General features: G+C 65.2%; 24 protein-coding genes. 5 read left to right on the forward strand and 19 right to left on the reverse strand.

The genetic code is table 11. The annotated features are described in order from the left end of the window. Positions 1-3: 3 nt before the first annotated feature. The gene (locus P3T42_RS24725; protein WP_074300932.1) at positions 4-1671 is read right to left on the reverse strand and encodes a Na/Pi cotransporter family protein; all 1668 of its coding nucleotides are present in this window, start codon (positions 1669-1671) and stop codon (positions 4-6) included. A 205-nt stretch (positions 1672-1876) separates the two neighbouring features. On the opposite strand from P3T42_RS24725, the gene P3T42_RS24730 reads away from it, so the two are divergent. Then, a complete protein-coding gene (locus P3T42_RS24730; RefSeq protein ID WP_074300933.1) occupies positions 1877-2560 on the forward strand; it encodes an HAD family hydrolase in 684 nt (227 codons plus the stop codon). Positions 2561-2627: 67 nt separating this feature from the next. On the opposite strand, the gene P3T42_RS24735 is transcribed toward P3T42_RS24730, so the two are convergent. The 7 genes from P3T42_RS24735 to P3T42_RS24765 all read right to left on the reverse strand — a co-directional run bounded on the left by P3T42_RS24735 (position 2628) and on the right by P3T42_RS24765 (position 8497). Continuing rightward, positions 2628-3473, reverse strand: coding sequence for an ABC transporter permease subunit (locus P3T42_RS24735; RefSeq protein ID WP_074301780.1), 846 nt, complete (start codon positions 3471-3473; stop codon positions 2628-2630). A gap of 56 nt (positions 3474-3529) precedes the next feature. After that, complete coding sequence (locus P3T42_RS24740) at positions 3530-4327, reverse strand: taurine ABC transporter ATP-binding protein (RefSeq protein WP_429307493.1); 798 nt, start codon at positions 4325-4327, stop codon at positions 3530-3532. 72 nt (positions 4328-4399) lie between these two features. After that, positions 4400-5422 carry a taurine ABC transporter substrate-binding protein gene (tauA, locus tag P3T42_RS24745; protein WP_429307494.1) on the reverse strand — a complete coding sequence of 341 codons (1023 nt, stop codon included), beginning with the start codon at positions 5420-5422 and terminating at the stop codon, positions 4400-4402. Positions 5423-5691: 269 nt separating this feature from the next. After that, positions 5692-5922, reverse strand: coding sequence for a hypothetical protein (locus tag P3T42_RS24750; protein ID WP_143788494.1), 231 nt, complete (start codon positions 5920-5922; stop codon positions 5692-5694). Between the two features lie 328 nt (positions 5923-6250). Then, entirely contained in the window at positions 6251-7255 is a 1005-nt protein-coding gene (lipA, locus tag P3T42_RS24755) for a lipoyl synthase (protein WP_429307495.1), read from the reverse strand. A gap of 13 nt (positions 7256-7268) precedes the next feature. Further along, complete coding sequence (gene lipB, locus P3T42_RS24760) at positions 7269-8087, reverse strand: lipoyl(octanoyl) transferase LipB (protein WP_074300937.1); 819 nt, start codon at positions 8085-8087, stop codon at positions 7269-7271. A gap of 83 nt (positions 8088-8170) precedes the next feature. Further along, a complete protein-coding gene (locus tag P3T42_RS24765) occupies positions 8171-8497 on the reverse strand; it encodes a DUF2917 domain-containing protein (RefSeq protein WP_429307496.1) in 327 nt (108 codons plus the stop codon). A 98-nt stretch (positions 8498-8595) separates the two neighbouring features. Here P3T42_RS24765 and P3T42_RS24770 point away from each other — a divergent pair, with 98 nt between their 5' ends. Beyond that, positions 8596-9552, forward strand: a complete 957-nt coding sequence (locus P3T42_RS24770) for a transcriptional regulator GcvA (RefSeq protein ID WP_429307497.1) — start codon at positions 8596-8598, stop codon at positions 9550-9552. 51 nt (positions 9553-9603) lie between these two features. Here the strand turns inward: P3T42_RS24770 and P3T42_RS24775 are convergent, their stop codons facing one another. The 9 genes from P3T42_RS24775 to P3T42_RS24815 form a co-directional block, all read right to left on the reverse strand. Next, positions 9604-9873 carry a DUF493 family protein gene (locus tag P3T42_RS24775; RefSeq protein WP_429307498.1) on the reverse strand — a complete coding sequence of 90 codons (270 nt, stop codon included), beginning with the start codon at positions 9871-9873 and terminating at the stop codon, positions 9604-9606. 86 nt (positions 9874-9959) lie between these two features. Further along, positions 9960-11183 carry a D-alanyl-D-alanine carboxypeptidase family protein gene (locus P3T42_RS24780; RefSeq protein ID WP_074300941.1) on the reverse strand — a complete coding sequence of 408 codons (1224 nt, stop codon included), beginning with the start codon at positions 11181-11183 and terminating at the stop codon, positions 9960-9962. Positions 11184-11506: 323 nt separating this feature from the next. Continuing rightward, positions 11507-12151, reverse strand: coding sequence for an alpha/beta hydrolase (locus tag P3T42_RS24785; RefSeq protein ID WP_429307499.1), 645 nt, complete (start codon positions 12149-12151; stop codon positions 11507-11509). Between the two features lie 8 nt (positions 12152-12159). Next, entirely contained in the window at positions 12160-12483 is a 324-nt protein-coding gene (locus P3T42_RS24790) for a (2Fe-2S) ferredoxin domain-containing protein (RefSeq protein ID WP_074300943.1), read from the reverse strand. A gap of 126 nt (positions 12484-12609) precedes the next feature. Continuing rightward, complete coding sequence (locus tag P3T42_RS24795; RefSeq protein ID WP_429307500.1) at positions 12610-13764, reverse strand: VanZ family protein; 1155 nt, start codon at positions 13762-13764, stop codon at positions 12610-12612. 31 nt (positions 13765-13795) lie between these two features. Further along, a complete protein-coding gene (locus P3T42_RS24800) occupies positions 13796-14443 on the reverse strand; it encodes an ABC-type transport auxiliary lipoprotein family protein (RefSeq protein ID WP_074300944.1) in 648 nt (215 codons plus the stop codon). Between the two features lie 18 nt (positions 14444-14461). Next, complete coding sequence (locus P3T42_RS24805) at positions 14462-15424, reverse strand: MlaD family protein (RefSeq protein ID WP_429307501.1); 963 nt, start codon at positions 15422-15424, stop codon at positions 14462-14464. 16 nt (positions 15425-15440) lie between these two features. Beyond that, positions 15441-16319 carry an ABC transporter ATP-binding protein gene (locus P3T42_RS24810; protein WP_429307502.1) on the reverse strand — a complete coding sequence of 293 codons (879 nt, stop codon included), beginning with the start codon at positions 16317-16319 and terminating at the stop codon, positions 15441-15443. Then, positions 16316-17449, reverse strand: a complete 1134-nt coding sequence (locus P3T42_RS24815) for an MlaE family ABC transporter permease (protein ID WP_074300947.1) — start codon at positions 17447-17449, stop codon at positions 16316-16318. The genes P3T42_RS24810 and P3T42_RS24815 overlap by 4 nt, the downstream gene beginning before the upstream one ends. A gap of 117 nt (positions 17450-17566) precedes the next feature. Here P3T42_RS24815 and P3T42_RS24820 point away from each other — a divergent pair, with 117 nt between their 5' ends. From P3T42_RS24820 to P3T42_RS24830, 3 genes are all read left to right on the forward strand, one after another. Then, complete coding sequence (locus tag P3T42_RS24820) at positions 17567-18472, forward strand: biotin--[acetyl-CoA-carboxylase] ligase (protein ID WP_429307503.1); 906 nt, start codon at positions 17567-17569, stop codon at positions 18470-18472. Continuing rightward, complete coding sequence (locus P3T42_RS24825; RefSeq protein WP_074300949.1) at positions 18469-19332, forward strand: type III pantothenate kinase; 864 nt, start codon at positions 18469-18471, stop codon at positions 19330-19332. The genes P3T42_RS24820 and P3T42_RS24825 overlap by 4 nt, the downstream gene beginning before the upstream one ends. A 65-nt stretch (positions 19333-19397) precedes the next feature. Beyond that, entirely contained in the window at positions 19398-19631 is a 234-nt protein-coding gene (locus P3T42_RS24830; protein WP_074300950.1) for a hypothetical protein, read from the forward strand. Between the two features lie 34 nt (positions 19632-19665). On the opposite strand, the gene rfaE2 is transcribed toward P3T42_RS24830, so the two are convergent. After that, entirely contained in the window at positions 19666-20148 is a 483-nt protein-coding gene (gene rfaE2 / locus P3T42_RS24835; RefSeq protein ID WP_074300951.1) for a D-glycero-beta-D-manno-heptose 1-phosphate adenylyltransferase, read from the reverse strand. 129 nt (positions 20149-20277) lie between these two features. Further along, a complete protein-coding gene (locus P3T42_RS24840; protein WP_074300952.1) occupies positions 20278-21150 on the reverse strand; it encodes a ferritin in 873 nt (290 codons plus the stop codon). Positions 21151-21422: the final 272 nt, after the last annotated feature.

A 21422-nucleotide genomic window follows, 5' to 3' on the forward strand; every position in this document is an offset into this window, starting at 1 on the left:
GGTTTATTCCGGCGCGTGCAGGGTATCGAGGACGCGCTTGCGCAAGCGCGTATCGTGCAACGCACCGGCTGCGTCGAGCACCGGGTAGGCCGTCGAGCAGAACAGCGAGTTGAGCCGCTTCATGTCGCTGATCATGTCGAGATGCAGCGCGCTGGTCTCGATGCTGCGCAAGGTCTGCCCAGCCAGACGGTCCAGGTGGGCGTATGAGTACAGCCGCTCCAGATCGCGGAACCGCTCCTTCTCCGCCAGCAAGCGCTCGGCGCAACGCAAATCGTTGTTCAGAAACACCGACAGCCCGAGCTGCAGGTTGCTGACGAGCCGCGCATGCAGATCCTCCAGTTCGCCCAGCCCTTCCTCGGAGAACGAGAGCCGGTGGGCAATCTTCTTCTCCTCGATGTCCCCCACAATGCGCTCGATGATGTCGCCCGCGTGCTCGAGGTTGATGGTCAGCGCGATGATGTCGGTCCAGCGCCGACTCTCCACTTCGTCGAGCTGCTCGCGGGAGATGCGCGCGAGATAGCCTTTGACGGCCGCATAAAGCTGGTCGACGTCGTCGTCCATCCGCGCCGTCTCGCGCGCCTTGGCCAGGTTGTTGTGATGAATCAGTTCGGCCACGTTGCCGAGCATGGTGCCGACGATGTCGCCAATGCGCAGCACTTCGCGCGCGGCGTTCGCCAGCGCGAGCGAGGGTGTGGAGAGCGCCGCGGCGTCGAGGTGCAAGGCGCGAAATTCGCCGTTCTGCGCCGGCACGTCCGGCAACAGACGGCTGCAGATGCGCGCCACCGGATCGATCAACGCAAGGCATGCGCAGCAGCGCAGCGTGTTGTAGATCAGATGAAACCCGACCACCGCTTCACGCGGGTTGCCGATCAGTACCGGCAGGCCGCGCGCCAGCAGCGACGCAAACGGCAGGATCAACAATGCGCCGGCCAGCTTGAACACCAGGCTGCCGAGCGCGAGGCGCCGCGCCGCGGCGTTCTGCGCCAGCGTGCCGCTCAGCGCCAGTAGCCCGCTGCCGAGATTGGCGCCGATCACCAGGCACAACGCCACTTTCAACGAAATCACGCCGGACGATGCCAGCGTCGCCGTCAACAGCACCGCCGCGAGGCTCGAGTAGGAAATCACCGCGAAGGCGGCGCCGACCAGCGCATCGAGCATCGTGTCGCCGGTTAGCGCGCCGAACATGACGCGCACGCCGGCACCCTGCATCATCGGCTGGGCGGCTTCGACAATCAGATGCAGCGCCAGCAGGATCAGGCCGAGGCCGATCGCCGTGCGGCCCGCCTGGCCGATCCGCGTCTGCTTGCGTGTGAGGAACAGCGGCACGCCCATCAGGACGAGGATGGGCGACAGCCACGAGAGGTCCAGCGTGAGCACACGCGCCATCAGGGCCGTGCCGACGTCCGCGCCCAGCATGATGGCGAGTCCGCTGGTGAGAGGCAGCAAGCCCTGGGCGGCGAACGAGGTGACGATGACAGCCGTCGCGTTGCTGCTTTGCACGAGGCTCGTCACGAGCACACCGGAGCCGAACGCGCGCAGGCGGCTACCGGTGCTGCGGCCGAGTGCCGTGCGCAGATCCGCACCGAGCACGCGCAGGATGCCTGTACGAACGATGTGCGAGCCCCACACGAGGAGCGCCACACCGGAGAGAAGATTAAGCAGAATCAACATAGGGCACTACGCTTCTCAAACCGCCAACCATGACCGGACCCGCATGCCGCTGCCTGGCGACACCCGGAGAAATATGACAGTAGTGTTGCACAAATTTGGCTTATTGTATTTTTGGGTATTTAAATATACGATCTGCCAGCATGCGGAGAGGTGTGCCGCGCCGGCAGCGGGCCGGCTTCGAAGCGTTGATGCAAGGAATCCCTAGATGAGTCGTAACCTCGCGCTGTTCGATCTGGACCACACCCTGCTGCCGCTCGACAGCGACCAGGCGTGGGCCCACTTCATCGCAAAGCTGGGTGTGGAAGGCGCAGCGCAACACGCGGAAGACATCGATGCGTACTATCGCCAATACGTGGCGGGCACGCTCGATATGAACGATTACCTGAACTACACGCTCGCACCGCTCGCACGCCACTCCCGCGCGCAACTGGATGCGTGGCATGCCTCGTTCATGAGCGAGGTGATCGTGCCGGCCATCCGGCCCGCCGCACGCGAGCTGATTCAACGGCATCTCGATGCCGGCGACCTGTGCTGCATCGTGACCGCAACGAATGTGTTCGTGACGGCGCCGATCGGCAAGGCGCTGGGATTCGAGCATCTGCTCGGCATCGAACTCGGCACCGAAGGCGGCGATCCACTCGGGCGTTATACCGGCGCCGCAGTCGGCGTGCCGACTTTCCGCGAAGGCAAGATCGTGCGTACGGAGAGCTGGCTGGCGTCGCTGGGTTACGCGCTGCAGGACTTTCCGAAGAGCTACTTCTATAGCGATTCGATCAACGACGTGCCGCTGCTCGAGCGCGTCACGCATCCGGTGGCGACCAATCCGGATGCACGGCTGCGTGCGATTGCGCAAGAGCGGGACTGGCCGATCATTGAGTTGTTCGCGTGATGTTTGCATAACTGAAGAGCGGTTGAGCGCACGCTGCGCTCAACCGCCGTTGCCTGGCCGGCGGGTCCTACACGCGGCCCTTCCACGGCACCAGCCGCCGCTCCAGCGCCCGCATCCCCAGGTCGAAGATCCACGCGATCAGACCGATCAGCACGATCCCCATCACCACCACGTCGGTACGCAGAAAGCTCGACGCGTTCAGCACCATCTGACCCAGACCCGCCGTCGCCGCCACCATTTCGGCGGCCACCAGCGTGGTCCAACCGAAGCCGATCGCAATCCGCAGCCCGGTCAGAATCTCCGGCAAGGCCGCGGGCAACACCACGTAGCGCACGATCTGCGAAAACTTGCCGCCGAGCGAATACGCCGCATGAATCTGCTCGACAGTCGCGCTGCGTGCGCCGGCACGCGCCGCCATGGCGATCGGCGCGAAACAGGCGAGGTAGATGACGACAATCTTCGCCGTCTCGTCGATGCCGAACCAGATCACCACGAGCGGCAGATATGCGAGCGGCGGCAGCGGCCGGTAGAACTCCAGCGGCGGATCGAGCAGCCCGCGCGCTACCCGGCTCACGCCCATCAGAATGCCGACCGGCACTGCGGTGACCGTGGCGAGTGCGAACGCACCGAACACGCGCAGCGCGCTCCACGCGAGATGCTGCGACAAGGGCAAGCCGCCCTGGATGCGTCCGTGGCACGCGTCGATGAAGGCGGCCCAGACGGCTTCAGGTGTCGGCAGAAAGAGCGGCGGCAACCATTGCAGGTGCGTGGCGATCCACCACAACGCGGCAAGCGCGGCCACCGACGCGACGCTCAACGCCGCGGTCGGCCCTTCGCCCGGCATGCGCCACGCGCGCACGGGCCTGCCCTTCTTCTTCAGCGGCGACGCAGCCGGGGTACTGGATGAATCCATCACCGCAGCGCTCTGCTGAGCCAGCGGCGCGCTGTCAAACGAATCACGCGAAGCCGTCACGACACCACCTCTTCATCCGCACGCTGATGCAGACGACGCACCAGCCGTTCACGCCACTCGATAAACTCCCGCGACGACTTTACCTCGCGCGCATCGCGCGTCTCGAGAAAGCGTCGCGCGAAAGGCAAGTCGTAGCTCTCGGCGATACGGCCCGGCCCCGGTGTCATCACGACGAGACGCGTCGCCAGAAACAGCGCTTCTTCGACACTGTGCGTGATGAAAAACACCGTCTTGCCCGTACGGCCCCACACGTCGAGCACGAGTTCCTGCATCGACTCGCGCGTCATGGCATCGAGCGCGCCCATCGGCTCGTCCATCAACAGGACTTCGGGATCGCTCGCCAGTGCCCGCGCAATTCCCACGCGCTGCTGCATCCCGCCCGATAGCGCATAGACTCGCGCATGCGCATGCTGTTCGAGCCCGACCAGCGCGAGCATCTCGCGAGCGACACGATGGCGCTGCGCTTTCGGCACGTACTGGAAACGCAAGCCGAGCGCGACATTGTCGAGCACGTCGAGCCAGGGCATCAGCGCATACTTCTGAAACACCACGCCACGATCGGCGCCGGGGCCGTTGACCAGTTCGCCGTTCAGACGAACTTCGCCGCCGGTCGGCGCGATAAAGCCGGCGATGCAATTGAGCAAGGTCGTCTTGCCGCAACCCGACGCGCCGAGCGCCACGACGAACTCGCCGGACTCGATACGCAGATCGACATCGGCGAGCGCAACGTTCGGGGCCGCGCCCCGGGCACCTTCGTAGGCGACATGGAGCCGCCGGATCTCGAGACCACTCATCTGGATACCTGTTGATTCGGAGGACCGGGCAGCGCCGGCGCGCCCAGGCGACACACGGCGCGGCCCGTCTTCCTAGTGTGCTACCTGCTGGACAAAGCGCGGATCGATGCCTGCCGAGTAGTCCGGCAGCACGTTCTGGATTGTCCCTTGCGCCTTCAGGAACGTCGCCGTCGCCGCCAGCGATTTCGCCGCCCCGGATTGCGCGCCGCCGCCCAGCCACGTGTTCGATGCCTGCTGAGCCGCCGACGGGAAAGCGTACAGCGCCAGGCTCGCCGGCACGTCCTGAGCATTTGCTCCGGACTCCTTGGCGACTGCCGCGACTTCAGGAGAGCCCGTCGTCCACGTCGAGGTGTGATCGCGATAGCTGGCGTCGCTCGCGGCCAGCACCTTGACGAAACGCGCCACGAACTCCGGGTTCTGCTGCGCGAACTTGCGATCGACCACGAAGCCGTCGAAGGTCGCCTTACCGGTTTCCTGGGCGACCTGACCCGAGGTAATCAGCACCTTGCCGTTCTTCTTCACCTTGGCGAGCACCGGGTCCCAGATGTAGGTGGCGTCGATATCGCCACGGTCCCACGCAGCCGCGACTTCTTGCGGGCGCAGGTTGACGATCTTCACGTCAGCCGGATTCACGCCCGCGGCCTGCAGCGCAACGAGCGTATGGAAGTGCGAGGTCGACACGAACGGCACGCCGATCTTCTTGCCCTTGAGGCCGGCGATGCTGGTCACGCCCGAACCGTCGCGCGCCACCAGTGCTTCGGCATCGTTGATGTTGTCGAGAATCCAGAACAGCGAAATGTCGACGCCCTGCGACAGGCCTGCCGCAATCGGACTGGAACCGGCCTCGCCGAGTTGCACCGAACCCGACGCCAGCGCGCGAACCACCTCTGCGCCGCTGCTGAGCTGACGATAGACCACCTTGTAACCGGTCTCCTTTTCGACTTCACCGGTGGCCTGGGCATAGCGCCATGGCAGGACCATGTCCTGATACGCGATCACGACTTCTTTGGTGTCGGCGTGGGCGACGCTCGCAAAGGGAGCGGATACGGCAAGCAGCGTCACGAGCGCGGCGAGCGGGCGGAAGAATCGGTTCATCGAGAAGCCCCGTTGTAATAAGGTGTTTGGGAGGCTTTTGACTATAGGGAGTTTGGGCACGGGCGGTTCTAACGAATTCTAGATTGCTAATTACGCTGTTCGAGCATTGCTTTTCACGCTGGGTTGGGTGAGCGGGTCTGCTGCGGTGTGCGCGAAGGAGTTTGCGACGGAGGGTGGCAGAGTCGCGCGAGGGGCGCAAGCTGGCCGTTCGGTCGATCGACCGGCGTGTGGGGTGGAACGGATCATGGACTGGTTTTCTTCACTGCACGTCATCTCCATTCATGATCGATTTTCTTGCGCACTTGAGCGGGTTTTTGTCCAACGTTGGCGTGCCGGTTCTGGCGCCGATTGCCTTGCTGCCGTTGCTGAATTTTTCGCATGTTTGGCGCCGCCGACGCGCGAAAGTATTTCAGCGATCCGGCTAGCAACGATGTTCCCGGCAAAACCTTGATGTGGGTGTCGTTCGTCGCAACAGCCTTCGTCGCGACAAGTTTTTCCATATCTCATTTTTCGTTAAGCCAAATATTTAGCCTGATCGAGATATAATTAAAACCATTCAAGGGAGAACTTAACGTGCCCAACCTTATCGACTACCTCCTCGAGAACGATGATGTGCGACACCGCGTCATGATGTACATCGCCTACTTCATGTTTATTGGGAGCGGCCTCTACTCAGTCAGTCTGCTGATTGCGCGACTTTTCTTCTGGAAGTACTGAACGCCGACTGCAACGTGCACACTCGAGCAGCGAACACCTCGGCGGCCGCCCGCATAAAAAAGCCCGCATCAAGTGCGGGCTCTACGTCAAACCAGACTACCGGGAAAAAGCTCAGACCACGCCGGCCCCATGCGCCTGCAAGTCCGCGTGATAGCTCGAACGCACCATCGCGCCAACGGCCGCGTGCGTGAAGCCCATCTTGTACGCTTCTTCCTCATACATCTTGAACGTATCGGGATGCACGTACGAGCGAACCGGCAGGTGATGCTCCGACGGTTGCAGGTACTGGCCGATCGTCAGCATGTCGACATCGTGCGCGCGCAGATCGCGCATCACCTGAAGGATCTCTTCTTCCGTCTCACCCAGGCCGACCATCAAACCCGACTTGGTCGCGACATCCGGATGCAGCGCCTTGAAGTCCTTCAGCAGCTTCAGCGAGTGCGCGTAGTCCGAACCCGGCCGCGCTTCCTTGTACAGACGCGGCACCGTTTCGAGGTTGTGGTTCATCACATCGGGCGGAGCGGCATTGAGGATGCCCAGCGCGCGATCCAGACGGCCGCGGAAATCCGGCGTCAGGATTTCGATACGCGTTTCCGGCGACAGCTCGCGGGTCTGGCGGATGCATTCCACGAAGTGGGCGGCGCCGCCGTCGCGCAGATCGTCACGGTCCACGCTGGTGATCACCACGTACTTCAGCTTCAGCGCGGCAATCGTGCGCGCCAGGTTGCCCGGTTCCTCGACATCCAGGGGATCGGGACGGCCATGGCCGACGTCGCAGAACGGGCAACGGCGCGTGCACTTGTCGCCCATGATCATGAACGTGGCGGTGCCCTTGCCAAAACACTCGCCGATATTCGGGCAGCTCGCCTCTTCGCAGACCGTATGCAGGTTGTGCTCGCGCAGGATCTGCTTGATCTCGTAGAAGCGCGAATTGCCGGTGGCCGCTTTCACGCGAATCCAGTCCGGCTTCTTCAGCTTTTCGATCGGGATGATCTTGATCGGAATGCGCGCGGTCTTGGCCTGCGCCTTCTGTTTCGCCGTAGCGTCATAAGCGGCGGGCGCTGCTGCAGCGTCGGGGGCGGCAGAGCCGGCGAGGTTCGCGGTAACGTCAGTCATTCGTTCGATCCAGTCAGGCGGTCAAGACACCGGCCTGCGGTTGGGCGACGGCCGCGGGGGTGCCGTCGATGTTTGCGGTGAGGCATGCAGCAAAGGTCCGGGCCACCTCGTCCCAGCCGGCGGCGGCGCCGAGCGTCGCCATGTCGACGGTTTCGAGCCCGGCGTACCCGCATGGGTTGATGGCCAGAAACGGCCGCAGATCCATCTTCACGTTCAGGCTGACCCCGTGATAACTGCAGCCATTGCGGATTTTCAGGCCCAGCGCGCCGATCTTGGCGCCGGCATGCGGCCCCACATCCGGACCAGGCGCCACGTAGATGCCTGGGGCGCCCGCCTTGCGTTCTCCGGCGAGATTATACGCCGCGAGCGTGTCGATCACGGCCTGCTCGATCCGCGTGACCAGCTCGCGCACCATCAGCTTGCGGCGGCGCAAGTCGAGCAGCAGGTACGCGACGACCTGTCCAGGCCCGTGATAGGTGATCTGCCCGCCGCGGTCGACTTTCACAAGCGGAATGCCGCTGTCGGCGGCCAGCAGGTGCGCCGGGTTGCCGGCCTGGCCGAGCGTAAAGACGGGGGGATGTTCGACCAGCCAGATTTCGTCCACGGTCTCGCTGTCGCGCGCGTCGGTGAAGGCGCGCATGGCGTCGAAGCTGGTTTCGTAGGGTTCGACGCCGCGCCAGCGGAGCGTCAGTGCGGGAGCGGAAGCAGATGAAGCCGCGCAGACGGGCTCGGCGCTCGCAGTTGCGGTCGGACTCACGGAGTCGGGCACCGCCTGATCTTCACGGCAGGGTGCAGCAGATAGGGAAAGCGGGGAAACCGGCGTGGCACACATGATCCGCCTAGTTTACCGAAATAATGAGATCCCCGCCCGAGCCGCTGTCCAAGCCGGCCCGCCCAACCCACCGCCGAGCCGCCTCAAACGGTCCGCCACCCATCGCGCGACCGCAAGCCGATCCGGTCCGCGAGACGCACCAGCCAGTCGAACGCGCGCACATCCGCGCGGGCCGGCACGGCGAACGCCACCCGTGCCTGCGCTCCGCTCTCGACGCTCAGCCAGAGCCGCTCGCCGCGCCGTAGACGCAGCGTGTGCCCCGGTTGGAGCCAGTAGTCTTCGGTATCGTCGCTGCGGGTCGCCCACACTGCCCCGCCGCTCACCGCCAGCCGGGTGCTGCGCGCCACCTTCATCGGAACCGTTTCTCCCGCCTTGATTTCAAACGTGATACTAGAGGAAATTTCTCGCATGACACCCTCGCAAAAAGCTGTTTCGTGACTACAATCCTAGGTGCAACAAGGGTTTACGCAAAACGATCAAATTTCACCTCTATGTGAGAAAAATTGCGATGGACCTCCGACAACTCCCTGGACTCAACGCCATCAAGGCATTCGAGGCCGCCTCCCGGCACGAGAGCTTTTCGCGTGCGGCGGACGAACTGTTCGTCACGCACGGCGCGGTCAGCCATCAGATCCGGGCACTTGAAGCGGAACTGGGCGTGACCCTGTTCGCCCGCGACGGCAAACGCGTGCGCCTGACCGAGGTGGGCCGCCGCTACGCGGGGCAGGTGCGCAGTGCCTTGACGGCCCTGGCCGACGCCACGCGCGAGATCCGCGCCGGCGAGCGCGAGCGGCGTCTGGTGGTGTCGATGCTGTCGTCGTTCGCGGCGCGCTGGGTGACGCCGCGCATCGGCAGCTTTATCGAGGCGCATCCGCAGTGGGATCTCGAGTTGCTGTCCACCAATTCGCTGGCGGATTTCGCCCGCGACGACATCGATGCGGCAATTCGTTTTGGCTTTGGCAAGTACCCGGGCTTGCACGCCGAGCTTCTGCTGGAGGAGATTTTCTTTCCGGCCTGCGCACCGAATTTCAACGGCGGCAACCTGCCGAAGGTGCCGTCGGACCTCGCCAAAGTTCCGCTGCTGCGCTCCGACGACGAGTTGTGGCGACCCTGGTTCGACGCCGCCGGTCTCACCGACTGGCCCGAGCCGAAGCGCGGCGTGCTGTACCAGGATTCGTCGAACCTGTTGCAGGCGGCGATCGACGGCCAGGGCGTCGCGCTCACGCGTCGTTCGCTCGCGATGCACGAAATCGCCGCTGGGCGGCTGGTGCGGCTCTTCGATGTGGATGGTCCGAGCCCGTGGCAGTACTACTTCATCTGTCCGCCGCAGATGATGCAGGCGGAGCGGGTGCAGGCGTTTCGGGATTGGGTGTTCGAGGAGGTAGGACGGTTCAAGCTGCTCTTCGAGCGGGCTTGCGCGGCAGGGCCGCAGAACGGGGCGGGCGCGTTGCACGTCGCACCCTAGGCACAGGCGCCGCAGCAGGCGAGACGCGAAACGTCCCGCCGGCTCACTGACTCACAGCACCACTTTCACCATCGGATGCCCGGTGAGCGCGCGATAGATATCGTCGAGATGGGCGCGGCTGGTTGCCCGCACCGTCACCGTCAGGCCGGTGTAGTTGCCGCCGCTCGACGGGCGTGTCTCGACGCGCGACGCGTCGACCGCTTCGTCAAACTGCTTCACCACCGTCACGATCGCCTCGGCAAACTCGGGATGCGACTTGCCCATCACCTTGATCGGGAAATCGCAGGGAAACTCAAACAGCGAATCGTTATCGGCTTGCATCTTCTTTCACTCCTCGACGACGGCTCCGGCAGCCTCGCCGCCGGAGCCGTTACCACGCAACCGCACGCACGAGCGTGCGCCTGCGCTTACTTCTTCTTGTTGAACATCAGCATCAGCGAATCCCACACGCGGCCCACCACGCCGGCTTGCGGCACGGCCTGCAACGCCACGATCGGGAACTGCGAAATCACCTTGCCGTCCGACACCAGCTTCACCGTGCCGACCTGCTGGCCATCGGCGATCGGCGCGATCAGCGGGTCGATATGCTCGACCTGCGGCTTGGCCTTGTCGGCGAGACCCTTCGGCACCGTGATGTACTGGTCGGCCTTCACGCCGATCTTGACCGTGTCTTCCGCGCCCTTATAGACGCGCGGCGTCTCGATCACCTGGCCGGCCTTGTACAGGCGCACCGTATCGTACGCGCTATAGCCGTAGTTCAGCATCTTCATGCTGTCCTCGACGCGGTCGTGCTCTTTCACCTCACCCATCATCACCGACACCAGACGGCGCGATGCATCCGACGCGCCCGGCAGCGGACGCTTGGCGCTCGCGATCAGGCAATAGCCGGCCGCCTCGGTGTGACCGGTCTTCAGGCCGTCGACGGTCGGGTCGATCCACAGCAGACGGTTGCGGTTCGGCTGCTTGATCTTGTTGTAGGTGAATTCCTTGACCGAGAAAATGTTGTAGTAGTCAGGGTAGTCGCGAATCAGGCGTGCCGACAGGATCGCGAGGTCGCCCGCGCTCGTGTAGTGCTGCGGGTCGGGCATGCCGTTCACGTCGGCGAAATGCGTATGCGTCATGCCGAGGCGCTGCGCTTCGGTGTTCATCATGTTGACGAACTGCGACTCGCTGCCGCCGACCAGTTCGGCCAGCGCGATGGCCGCGTCGTTGCCCGACTGGATGATCATGCCGTAGACGAGGTCGTGCACGGAGACCGGCTTGTTCGCTTCGATGAACATGCGCGATTCGTCCGTTTTCACGCGGCGCACGGCTTCGCTCGGCGTGACGATCTGCTCCATCGAAATCTTCTTCGTCTGCAGCGCTTCGAAGACCAGATAGGCGGTCATCAGCTTGGTCAGCGACGCCGGCTCGACGCGCTCGTCGGCATTGCCGGAGGCGAGCACCTGGTTGCTGGTCGCGTCGACGAGCACCCACGAGCGCGCGTTCACCGCCGGCGGCGGAACTTGCGCGAAGGCCGCCGTGCTCGCCAGCAGCGAGGCCGGCAGCAACACGCCGAGCGTCACCGCACGGCTGATGGTATGGGGAACGAAAGACGAGAGTGACGAAAAACCGGAGGTGGAAAAACGCATAGGATCGATTCGGGCAGAAATATGCATCGCGCCCGGGGGCGCGCAGTTTGGAAGAGCCGGTCGGCGAGCGCTGGCCGCGAAAAAACGGCGCGGCGCCCGTTGGACTTCCGGCCACACGATCGGTTCGCGCAACGCGCCCCACCACCCGGCGCTGCAATCACGCAACGGCGCGCAACCATGCGCCTTCGCCGGATGGGCCGCGCTGCGCCCAAAAAAGAGCGCTCATTATACGCGCGCCGGGGAGGCAACTTTGCGCCTCGCGTGCCGATAAATTTTCATTTGGCGCGTACCTGTACCCCGGAAAACGCGCGCAGCCCCGCTGACTAGCGCCAGGCGTCGACGATGATGCGCTTCAGGATGTGCAGTTTGCGGTGCAGAAAATGCTCGGCGCCGGGAATCACGACCACCGGCAATTCCTGCGGCCGCGCCCAGTCGAACACCGATTGAATGGGGACCGTTTCGTCGGTTTCGCCGTGAATCACGAGTGTGTTTTCCGGCACGGGCGCAACATCCCAGCGGCTCGCCGCAGTGCCGACAAAGACGATCCGCTCGATCGCCTGCCCTTCTTCGACGAGCCGCGCCGCCACATGCGACAACACGACAGTGCCGAACGAAAAGCCCGCCAGCACGAGGGGCAGATCGGCCTGTCCCGGCCGCGCGCGCATGTGATCGAGTACCGCGCGCAGATCGTCACGCTCGCCGATGCCGGCGTCGTGCTCACCCTCGGTCTGGCCGACGCCGCGAAAGTTCGAGCGATAGGTCACGTAGTTCAGTTGCACCAGCGTGCGGGCCAGCGTCTGTGCGACCTTGTTGTCCATCGTGCCGGCGAACAGCGGATGCGGATGCGCGACGAGCGCAATGCCGCGCGGCGCGGCGCCGTTTTCGCGCGTCTCGTCGGGCAGATCGAGCGCGACCTCGATCTTGCCGACCGGACCATCGATCAGATACTTTTTCGTATTGACGTTCATGGCGCCGCTTACCGATCGATTTTCAGACGCTCGACGACCTTGCCGTTCGCAAGATGCGATTCGACGATCTCGTCGATGTCGCTCTCGTCGACATACGTGTACCACGTGCCTTCCGGATAGATCACGACGGCCGGCCCTTCCTCGCAACGGTCGAGACACCCCGCCTTGTTGATGCGCACCTGGCCCGGGCCCGCGAGACCCAGTTGCTTCACGCGTTTTTTTGCATGCTCCTGCATGGCCTGCGCATTGCAGTTCGCGCAGCTCGGGCGCTCTGCGCCAGGGTCGCGCTGGTTGAGACAGAAGAAGACGTGGTACTTGTAGAAAGAGTCCATGGTGTCCGGGGCGAGACTGAAAGTGGTGGAGGCTCGATGACCGCCGGCATGGGCAAGCCACGTGGCGCTCCTGTAGTGGGTCGATTATAGCGACGGGGGCAGGCAGGCGCTCGGGCGAGCCGCCGCTCAAGCCGCATGCCGGCGCCTGAGCCAGGCGCGCTCCGCCGACAACGCCAGCCAGCCCAGCGCCGCATACGGCCATGTCCATGCGAGCCAGTGCGCGAGGCCGTTGAAGTGCAGATAGCGTCCCTGGCGCCAGTCCGCGAGCGTCACATCGAAATAGGGATTGACCGGCAGCAGGTTGACGAGCAGCAACGCAATCACCAGCGTCCCCGCTGCGAACGCTGCCCGCCAGCGGCGCGGCACGCGCAGGGCCAGCAGCATCGCCAGGGTGCCGCCCGCGAGACCAGCAAGTGCGCCGGGCGTCGCCCAGTCGAACACCAGCCCCGCCTCCGATTGCAGAAAGGTCGCGCCGATCTTGATGCACACCGTCATCGCGACGAGCACCAGCAGCAGCCGTGCGCGCGGCGCCGGCGGGCGCATCGGCAGCGAAGCGAGTGCGCCGGCGGCAAACAGGGTGAGCGTCGCGATCAGCGCCTCCCAGCCGTCGTCCGGCAGGGCCGCGCCGAGGCGTCCAGGCCACGCCGCGACGTGCCAGCTGGCGGGCGCCCACGCGAGCAACGCGTCCTGCATGGTCGGATCGGCGCGCAGCCATAGCGCGCGCGGCCAGTCGCCGAGGCCGAACAGACGCGGCGAAGGAAACATCGTCGCAAACGGCCACAACGCGGCAAGGCAGACAAGCGCCGCGCTATCGCGCCTGAACCACAGGAGACGCAAGCGGCGCAACAGACCGCGATCGAGCAAGGCGCCGGTAGCCGGCGCAATCAACGCCGCGCCCAGCAGCGCGCCGAACGCATTGGCAGCCAGATCGAGATTGGACGCCACACGGGTGGGCAACCAGGTCTGCACCGCTTCCATCGTGCCCGACAGCACGACACCCAGCCCGAAGGCGAGCGCCACGGCCAGCGTGCCGCGCCGGCGCGGATAGAGCGCCAGCACCACCAGCGCGCCGAACGGCATGTAACCGAGGACGTTGGTGAGCACATCGAAGGCCGTCAGATACTGCGGCAGCGGGTCGGTCAGATAAGCGAACGGGCTGAGGCCGAGCGAGCGCCAGCCCGAGAATGGATACCAGGAGCCATACACGATCAGGGCGGTGTACAAACCCAGCACCTGCTTCGCCAGCGCCGATGGCCGGCGCTGCGGCGGCTTGCCGCTCACGCTACGCTCCGCCGCGTGCGTGGCGTAGCGGTCATTGAGCGGCGACGAGCGCCTGCACGCCAAGCCATGCGGAGATCTGCGCGACGAGGTCGTCGCTGGCCGCGGCAAGCGCCTGGGCGGCGCCGGCCGCATCCGCCGAACTGGCCGGCGCGCGCGCAATGAAGGTGCGCTGCGCGAGGACCTTGCCGCCCTGCGTCAAGGTGGCGCGCGCGGTGACGGCGCCGTGGCTTTGCGACTGACTGTCGAAGATCTGCTCGAACTCGTTCAGATCCACCTTCAGCACCGGCGCGTTCACGCCGTCCGCACCGGTCAGCACCGTGCCGCGCTGCGAGAGTGCCGCGCGCAGGCGCTGCGTCAACAGCGCCGACGGCGCCATGCTCCAGTGGCTGTTCGCATACGCCGCCGTCTGCTGCGCGTCGGCATAGCTCAGGCGGTAGATCAGCTTGTCGGAGGCGAGCGTCTCGGGCGCGGTGACGTCCAGCACCTTGACGGCCGGCATCGGTCCCGAGGTGGCCGCCTGCGGCGCCGGGCCGAGGTCGTAGCGGATGTCGGCGAGCGCCGCCGGGTTGCCGGCACAACCGGTCAGCACGCCGAACGCCAGCGCGACAGCAAACGCGGCGCCAGCCTGGTACCTATGCGGAAACAAGCGGTAAAGGGAGCGGTTAAGCGAGGGTGCCATGACAATCTTCCTTTCAGATCATTTTGCCGGGTGGGCCGCGGGCCACGTAAAGCCGGGCTCGCCGGGACCGGGCGCCGCCGGCGGCGCGCCGAACAGCACACTGCGCGGGCTCGTGCTGAACGTGTCGGCAGCGCGATCCACCGAACGCACAGCGGAGCGTACATCGTCAGCCAGCGAATTGACGCGCGGCAAGGTGTCGTAACCGACCCGTGCCGAGAGGTCCTGCAACGACACATTCATCGCCGTCAGCGCATCGCCGGCCTGCTGCGCCGCCGTGCCGACCTTGTTCAGGTTGGCCTCAAACGGACCGTCCGGCCGGTTCAGGCCGGTGATCAACTGATTGGTCGACGCGAGCGTGCGATCCAGCTGGTCGAGCGTCTGCGGCAGCTTGCCGGCGGCCGGCGCCATCTGCTTCGTCAGGTCCGTGACGCCGTCGGCGGCGTGCTGCAGGCTGGCGGCCGTGCCCAGCAACTGATCGCGCATTTGCGGCGACAGCACGTCGTTCACGTCGTCCGCGATGCGTTCCAGCTTGCGCAGCAAGATGTCGCCGCGCTGCTGCAACTGATCGAGCAGGCCCGGGCGCATCGGCAATTGCGCCACCGCTTTCTCCGACGACGACAGCGGCGTCATATCGCGCCCCGTATCGTCGAGCTGGATGAATGCAATCCCCGTCACGCCCTGAAATCCAAGGCTGCCGTAGGTGGAATGCGTGATCGGCGCGTGCGTGTCGACGAGGATCCGAATCAGGATCTGCCCCGGATGCTCGCGGTCGAACTTGATCGACTGCACCTTGCCCACGTCGAGGCCGCGATAGCGCACTGCGGCATCCGTATAGAGCCCGGTGACGTTGGTGCGCGCAATCAGATCGTACGGCACGCGCACCGAACGGTCGACGTTGAACAAAAAGGCCGCCGCCGCAATCGCCACCAGCAGCACCACTGTGAAGAGCCCAGCCCAGAAGGCATGTGATTTGTTTTCCATTGTCAGGTTCCCTGGTTCACAGCGGCAGTTCGGACGACGCGGGTTCGAGCGCCGCGGGCGGCAGCTTGACGCGGCGCTCCGGCGGCAATGCCTGAAGCGCGCGGCGGCCGCGCAGGCCGAGGAAGTATTCGCGGATAAACGGATGATCGACGCCCGCGGCTTCCTCGACCGGGGCCGCGACCAGCACCTTGCGGTCGGCCAGCACGGCGACGCGGGTGGACAGCGCGACCATCGTGTCGAGATCGTGCGTCACCATCACGACGGTCAGGCCGAGCGCGCGATGCAGCGTGCTGACCAGTTCGACGAACTCGTCCGACGCTTGCGGATCGAGCCCGGCCGTCGGCTCGTCGAGAAACAGCAGCTCCGGTTCGAGTGCGATGGCACGGGCGATGCCGACCCGCTTGATCATCCCGCCCGAGAGCGCCGACGGCATCTTCGACGCATGCTTGCACGGCAGGCCGACCATCTCGAGCTTCAGCATGACGATGTCGCGCAGCAGGTCTTCGGGGATCTTGCCGAGCTCGCGCAGCGGCTGCGCGATGTTGTCGAACACCGACAGCGACGAGAACAGCGCGCCGCGCTGAAACAGCATGCCGGAGCGGCTGCGCATCAGCAGCGCGGTGTCCGGCGAGATGGTCGAGATGTCCTCGCCGAACAGCTTGATGGTGCCCGACGACGGCCGTTCGAGCCCGAGGATCTGCCGCACCAGCGTGGTCTTGCCGGAGCCCGAGCCGCCGACGATCGAGACGATCTCGCCGCGCCGCACCTCGAAGTTCAGATGCTGGTGCACGATGTTGCGGCCGTAGCGCTTGGTCAGGTCGCGCACCTCGATGACCGGCTCGGCGATCGAGGGCAGCGGCTGGCCGCGCACGGATTGAGTGAGTGGCGCGCTCATCCGAGCCCCACGTTCTGGAACAGGATGGCGAACACCGCGTCGGCGAGAATCACGATGGTGATCGAGCTCACCACCGAAGTGGTCGTGCCCTCACCGAGGCTTTGCGAATTCGCCTTGATACGGAACCCGAAATGACAGCCGACGATGGCGATCAGCATGCCGAACGCCACGCCCTTGCCAAGGCCGATCCACAGGTTCGCGACCGGCACCACGCTCGGCAGGGCCCGCGCGAAATAGCCCATGTCGATGCCCAGCACCACTTTCGCCGCGAGCGCGCCGCCGGTCAGCGCGACGATGTTGGTCCACATCACAAGCAGCGGCATCGCCACGCCGAGTGCGAGCACACGCGGCAGGATCAACCGCAGGCCATGCGGAATGCCCATTACGCGCATGGCATCGAGTTCCTCGGTGACGCGCATCACGCCGATCTGCGCGGTGATCGCCGAGCCCGAGCGGCCGGCCACCAGAATCGCCGAGAGCACCGGTCCGAGTTCGCGTATCACCGACAGCCCGAGGATGTTGACGATGTACTGGTTCGCGCCGAATAGCCGCAGTTGCTGCGCGGACAGATAGCTCAGCACGATGCCGATCAGGAACGCTACCAGCGCGGTGATGGGCAGCGCCTTGGTGCCCGCGTTGTAGACGTTCGCGGAGATCTCGGTCCACGGCGTGATCTTCGGATTGCGCACGATCGCGAGCAGATCGAGCACCACGCGCCCGAACATCGCGATGCCGCCGTACAGATGCTCGAAGAAGGAGAACAGCGCGAGGCCGAGGCGGGTGAACGGGTCGTTCCGCACCACCAGTTCGGGCGTATCGCGCAGGGTGTCGAGCAAGGCGATGCGCTCGAAAATGTCGCGCTGGGTGTCGTTCAGTTCAGTCAGTTGGGACGGCAGCTTGTGGCCCCACACGCGCCAGAGCGCCTGGCCGCCAACGTGGTCCATACGCTCAATGCGCGACAGGTCCCAGTGCATCCCGTCGACGCCGATGAGCGAACGCAGACGGGGCACGACCTTGCCGGTGGCGCGGTCGCGCGCGAGTGCAAGCGCCGTCCACTGGCCGGAGAGCCGGACGATCTTGCCTTGGCTGCCTGCCGCGACTTCAAGGCCGGGCGGAGTGTCGTAGTTCAAGGATCGCTGGATTCTGGTTATCGGATCAGGGGCCATTGTAACGAACGCGGCGCGCAGGAACCGTGCTTGTGCGCTGCGAGTGGGTCTTCGTTGCCCCCAATCGCTACAATATGCGACATGAACGCTTCCAAGTCCTCCCCCCCCGCCGGCCCGAGCGGCGACTGGCGCATCGACCGCGAGCGCGCCATTGCGCTGTTCGGTCCGCACGCGCACGACTGGCCAATCGAAATCGTCGAGGAAACCGGCTCCACCAATGCCGACCTGATGGCGCGCGTCAAGGCGCTGCCGCGCCGCTCGAACGCGCTGCCGCGGCCGATCGTGCGGGTCGCCTATCTGCAGACCGCCGGGCGCGGCCGGCGCGGCCGCACGTGGTATGCGGAACCGGGCAACGCGCTGCTGTTCTCGGTGGCCTGCGTGTTGCCGCGGCCTCTCGAAGGACTCGCCGGGCTGAGTCTCGCGGTGGGCGTGGCGCTGGTCGACGGGCTGCGCTCGCTGCCGGTCGCAGGACCGGGGCAGATTGCGCTGAAGTGGCCGAACGACGTGCTGCTGGAAGGCGACAAGCTGGCCGGCATCCTGATCGAAACGGCATGGAGTACCGAGTACGCAAGTGCCGTGGTGATCGGTATCGGCACCAATGTAAAGGGGGCGGACGAACTGGCGGCCAAGGTCGGTGCATTGAACGCCGACGTGCCGCCGCAGGCGCGCGGCACGATGCCTACCGCGCTCTCGCGGGCGCTGCCCAACGCCAATCTGACCGATACGCTCGCGGCCGAACTGAACGCGCTCGAGCCTGCGCTCAAACGCTTCGGCGCCGACGGCTTCGAGCCTTTCCAGCCGCGCTGGAATGCCTGTCACGCCTACGCGGGCCGCGAAGTGGTGCTGCTCGAGCAAGGTGTGGAGATCACGCGCGGCGTGGCGGCGGGCGTCGATGAAAGCGGGCAGTTGCTGCTCGACACGGCATCGGGACGCCAGGCCATTGCCACGGGCGACGTCTCGCTGCGTCTGGCAGACGGCACTGCATGAGCGGCGCGCCTTTTCTGCTGATCGACGCGGGTAACAGCCGCGTCAAGTGGGCGCTGGTGCAGGCGGACGGGACGCAGACGCATGCGGGAGCGTTTGCGCATCGCGATGCGGGCGGTGCCGCTTCGACGGCCACCGCTCGCGCCGATGCCCCTGACTGGTCGCAACTGCCGCATCCCGCGAGCGCCTGGCTGTCCAACGTCGCCGGCGAAGCGGTCGCGCAGCGTCTCGCCGCCCTGCTCGACGCGCACTGGCCCGGCCTGCCGCGCACGACGATTCGCGCCTGCGAGCGGCAATGCGGCGTGAGCAACGGCTACACGACACCCTCGGCACTCGGCAGCGACCGCTGGGCCGGCCTGATCGGCGCGCACGCCGCGTTTCCAGGCGAGCCGCTCCTGATCGCGACATTCGGCACCGCCACCACGCTGGAAGCACTGCGAGCCGACGGCAGGTTCGTCGGTGGCCTGATCGCGCCCGGCTGGTCGCTGATGATGCGCTCGCTCGGCGAGCACACGGCGCAACTGCCCACGCTCGATGCCCACGCGGCACGCGGTCTGCTGACGCCCGGCGCCGGCACCGGCGTCGCCCAGGGCGGCGAGCCGCAAACCGGCTACGAGCGCCGCGGTCCGTTTTTCGCCACGGACACGCCGCGCTCGCTCTCAGCGGGTTGCGCGCTGGCACAGGCCGGCTTGATCGAACGGATGTGGAATGACCTGCAAGCCGAGTGGGGCGTGCCGGTGCGCCTCGTGGTGGGCGGGGGCGCCGCCGACGAAGTGACAGCCGCCCTCAAAGTACCGCATACTCGGCACGATTCGCTCGTGCTGTCCGGTCTCGCGCTGATCGCCGCCGCACAAGGCGCGTGAACCGGCGGCCACCGTTGAGCAACGCGCCTACCGCTCGCCGCACCCTTTAGACGGAGACTCCAACGATGCTGCGCTGGCTGATCGCTATTCTGTTTCTTGCCAACCTGCTCGCGTTCGCGACACTACGAGGCATCTTCGGCCCGCTACCCTACGCGGGTGCGCGCGAGCCGGGTCATCTGAATCGCCAGATTCATCCGGACACGCTGAGGGTGCAAGCGGTCTCCGAAGCGGCCGATCTCGCCGTGGTCGGCGGACCGGCTCCGGCGCCGGCGATCGCCGCGTCGGCGTTGAGTCAGTAGAGCCAATAAAGCCAGCCGACGCGCGGACGGCAACTCAACCCTGCGCGCGAACCTTCTTGAGCAGTGCGGTCGTCGAGCGGTCGTGCTCGAACGGAATTGCCAGGGCGCGGCCGCCCCAGCCGCGCACCAGCGCGGACTCGGGGAGCTTGTCCATGTCGTAGTCGCCGCCCTTGACCAGGATGTCGGGGTGCAGCGCTTCGATCAACGACACCGGCGTCTGCTCTTCGAAACACACCACCCAGTCGACGCTTTCCAACGCAGCCAGCAAGGCCATCCGGTCGGCTTCGTTGTTGATCGGCCGGTCGTCGCCCTTGCCGAGCCTGCGCACCGACGCGTCGCTGTTCACGCCCACAATCAGACTGGCGCCGAGGGCCTTCGCATCGGCCAGATAGGTGACGTGGCCGCGATGCAGGATGTCGAACACCCCGTTCGTGAACACCACGGGACCTGTGAGCGAAGGACGCAGTTGAGCCAGGGCGTCGCGGGTCGTGAGCTTGCGTTCGAAAGTGGCGGACATGAGAAATTCGAAGAAAAGAGAAGTCATGCAAACGGCCCGGCAGGCTTGCACCTGTCGGGCCGTTCTTTCACACGCTACGTGTCGTGTGTGTCACCTGGCGCCTCGCGCCAACGCATCACGCAGGGACCGTCAAGCCGGCTGCTCAGCCGACTTCTGATCGGCCTGCAGACGCGCCACGACTTCCTTGCGATAGCGGTTCAGTTCCTGCGCCGTATTGAAGGTGCGCTCGAACAGGATGGACAGGTTGTGCAGAATGCGTTCCACCACCTTCTTTTCCCAGCCGTCGTCGAAGCGGATCTGCTCGTCGAGCCAGCGCTCGAGCCATTCCGGATCGGGCAAGCGCGACTGGATCGTGTCGCGCGGGAACAGCGCCTGATTCACGTGCAGGTTGGTGGGGTGCAGCGGCTTTTCCGTGCGCCGCGCCGACGCCATCAGCACGCCGATCTTGGCAAACGCAGCACGCGCGACGTCGCCGCAATTCGTCATGGCCTTCTTCATGTAGCGCAGGTAAGCGCCGCCATGACGGGCTTCGTCACGCGAGATGGTCTCGTAGATGGCCTTGATGACCGGCTCCGTGTGCCATTCGGCCGCACGGCGGTACCAGTGGTTCAGGCGGATTTCGCCGCAGAAGTGCAGCATCAGCGTTTCGAGCGGCGGCGCCGGATCGAATTCGAAGCGCACGGCGTGCAGTTCTTCTTCGGTCGGACACATTTCCGGCTTGAAGCGGCGCAGATACTCCATCAGCACTAGCGAGTGCTTTTGTTCTTCGAAGAACCACACGCTCATGAACGCGGAGAAATCGCTGTCATGATGATTGTCGCGCAGGAACATTTCCGTTGCGGGCAACGCGGACCATTCGGTGATCGCGTTCATCTTGATTGTCTTGGCCTGTTCGTCAGTCAAGAGCGATGCATCGAACGTGTCCCAGGGAATGTCTTTCTCCATGTCCCATCGAACGGATTCGAGCGATTTATAAAGTTCCGGATAAAGCATGGTGTTCATAGTCCCACCCCTGTTCTGCGCATTGCGACGTCTGTTTGTGTCTTTTGCAACTCTTGCTAACGGCGAACGAAACACACGCGTTCGCGAGCCAAGCATTCAATTTTACGCGGGAATCAGCCACTCAGATGCACCGAGCGGTAAAGAAGTCCTGCGGCATGTGTGCGCCCGCTAACACCGCGGTCTCGGGCCACGCGGCCAACCGTGCGCGAACCTACCCAACGCAATCGGCAGCCTGCCAGATGGAAGCCGCTATCCAGCCCCGCGCCGGTCGA

It is taken from the genome of Paraburkholderia sp. GAS38 (assembly GCF_050434965.1).
Lineage (GTDB): Bacteria > Pseudomonadota > Gammaproteobacteria > Burkholderiales > Burkholderiaceae > Paraburkholderia > Paraburkholderia phenazinium_A.

What these genes read in the sequence shown, in the direction of transcription:
- P3T42_RS24725 (WP_074300932.1), bottom strand. Translation starts at nt 1,671, where the DNA reads ATGTTGATTCTGCTTAATCTTCTCTCCGGTGTGGCGCTCCTCGTGTGG.
- P3T42_RS24735 (WP_074301780.1), bottom strand. Translation starts at nt 3,473, where the DNA reads ATGGATTCATCCAGTACCCCGGCTGCGTCGCCGCTGAAGAAGAAGGGC.
- P3T42_RS24840 (WP_074300952.1), bottom strand. Translation starts at nt 21,150, where the DNA reads ATGAACACCATGCTTTATCCGGAACTTTATAAATCGCTCGAATCCGTT.
- tauA (WP_429307494.1), bottom strand. Translation starts at nt 5,422, where the DNA reads ATGAACCGATTCTTCCGCCCGCTCGCCGCGCTCGTGACGCTGCTTGCC.
- P3T42_RS24780 (WP_074300941.1), bottom strand. Translation starts at nt 11,183, where the DNA reads ATGCGTTTTTCCACCTCCGGTTTTTCGTCACTCTCGTCTTTCGTTCCC.
- P3T42_RS24805 (WP_429307501.1), bottom strand. Translation starts at nt 15,424, where the DNA reads ATGGAAAACAAATCACATGCCTTCTGGGCTGGGCTCTTCACAGTGGTG.
- P3T42_RS24820 (WP_429307503.1), top strand. Translation starts at nt 17,567, where the DNA reads ATGAACGCTTCCAAGTCCTCCCCCCCCGCCGGCCCGAGCGGCGACTGG.
- P3T42_RS24765 (WP_429307496.1), bottom strand. Translation starts at nt 8,497, where the DNA reads ATGCGAGAAATTTCCTCTAGTATCACGTTTGAAATCAAGGCGGGAGAA.
- P3T42_RS24790 (WP_074300943.1), bottom strand. Translation starts at nt 12,483, where the DNA reads ATGGACTCTTTCTACAAGTACCACGTCTTCTTCTGTCTCAACCAGCGC.
- P3T42_RS24810 (WP_429307502.1), bottom strand. Translation starts at nt 16,319, where the DNA reads ATGAGCGCGCCACTCACTCAATCCGTGCGCGGCCAGCCGCTGCCCTCG.
- P3T42_RS24740 (WP_429307493.1), bottom strand. Translation starts at nt 4,327, where the DNA reads ATGAGTGGTCTCGAGATCCGGCGGCTCCATGTCGCCTACGAAGGTGCC.
- P3T42_RS24750 (WP_143788494.1), bottom strand. Translation starts at nt 5,922, where the DNA reads ATGGAAAAACTTGTCGCGACGAAGGCTGTTGCGACGAACGACACCCAC.
- P3T42_RS24730 (WP_074300933.1), top strand. Translation starts at nt 1,877, where the DNA reads ATGAGTCGTAACCTCGCGCTGTTCGATCTGGACCACACCCTGCTGCCG.
- P3T42_RS24830 (WP_074300950.1), top strand. Translation starts at nt 19,398, where the DNA reads ATGCTGCGCTGGCTGATCGCTATTCTGTTTCTTGCCAACCTGCTCGCG.
- rfaE2 (WP_074300951.1), bottom strand. Translation starts at nt 20,148, where the DNA reads ATGTCCGCCACTTTCGAACGCAAGCTCACGACCCGCGACGCCCTGGCT.
- P3T42_RS24770 (WP_429307497.1), top strand. Translation starts at nt 8,596, where the DNA reads ATGGACCTCCGACAACTCCCTGGACTCAACGCCATCAAGGCATTCGAG.
- P3T42_RS24800 (WP_074300944.1), bottom strand. Translation starts at nt 14,443, where the DNA reads ATGGCACCCTCGCTTAACCGCTCCCTTTACCGCTTGTTTCCGCATAGG.
- lipB (WP_074300937.1), bottom strand. Translation starts at nt 8,087, where the DNA reads ATGTGTGCCACGCCGGTTTCCCCGCTTTCCCTATCTGCTGCACCCTGC.
- P3T42_RS24825 (WP_074300949.1), top strand. Translation starts at nt 18,469, where the DNA reads ATGAGCGGCGCGCCTTTTCTGCTGATCGACGCGGGTAACAGCCGCGTC.
- P3T42_RS24775 (WP_429307498.1), bottom strand. Translation starts at nt 9,873, where the DNA reads ATGCAAGCCGATAACGATTCGCTGTTTGAGTTTCCCTGCGATTTCCCG.
- P3T42_RS24785 (WP_429307499.1), bottom strand. Translation starts at nt 12,151, where the DNA reads ATGAACGTCAATACGAAAAAGTATCTGATCGATGGTCCGGTCGGCAAG.
- lipA (WP_429307495.1), bottom strand. Translation starts at nt 7,255, where the DNA reads ATGACTGACGTTACCGCGAACCTCGCCGGCTCTGCCGCCCCCGACGCT.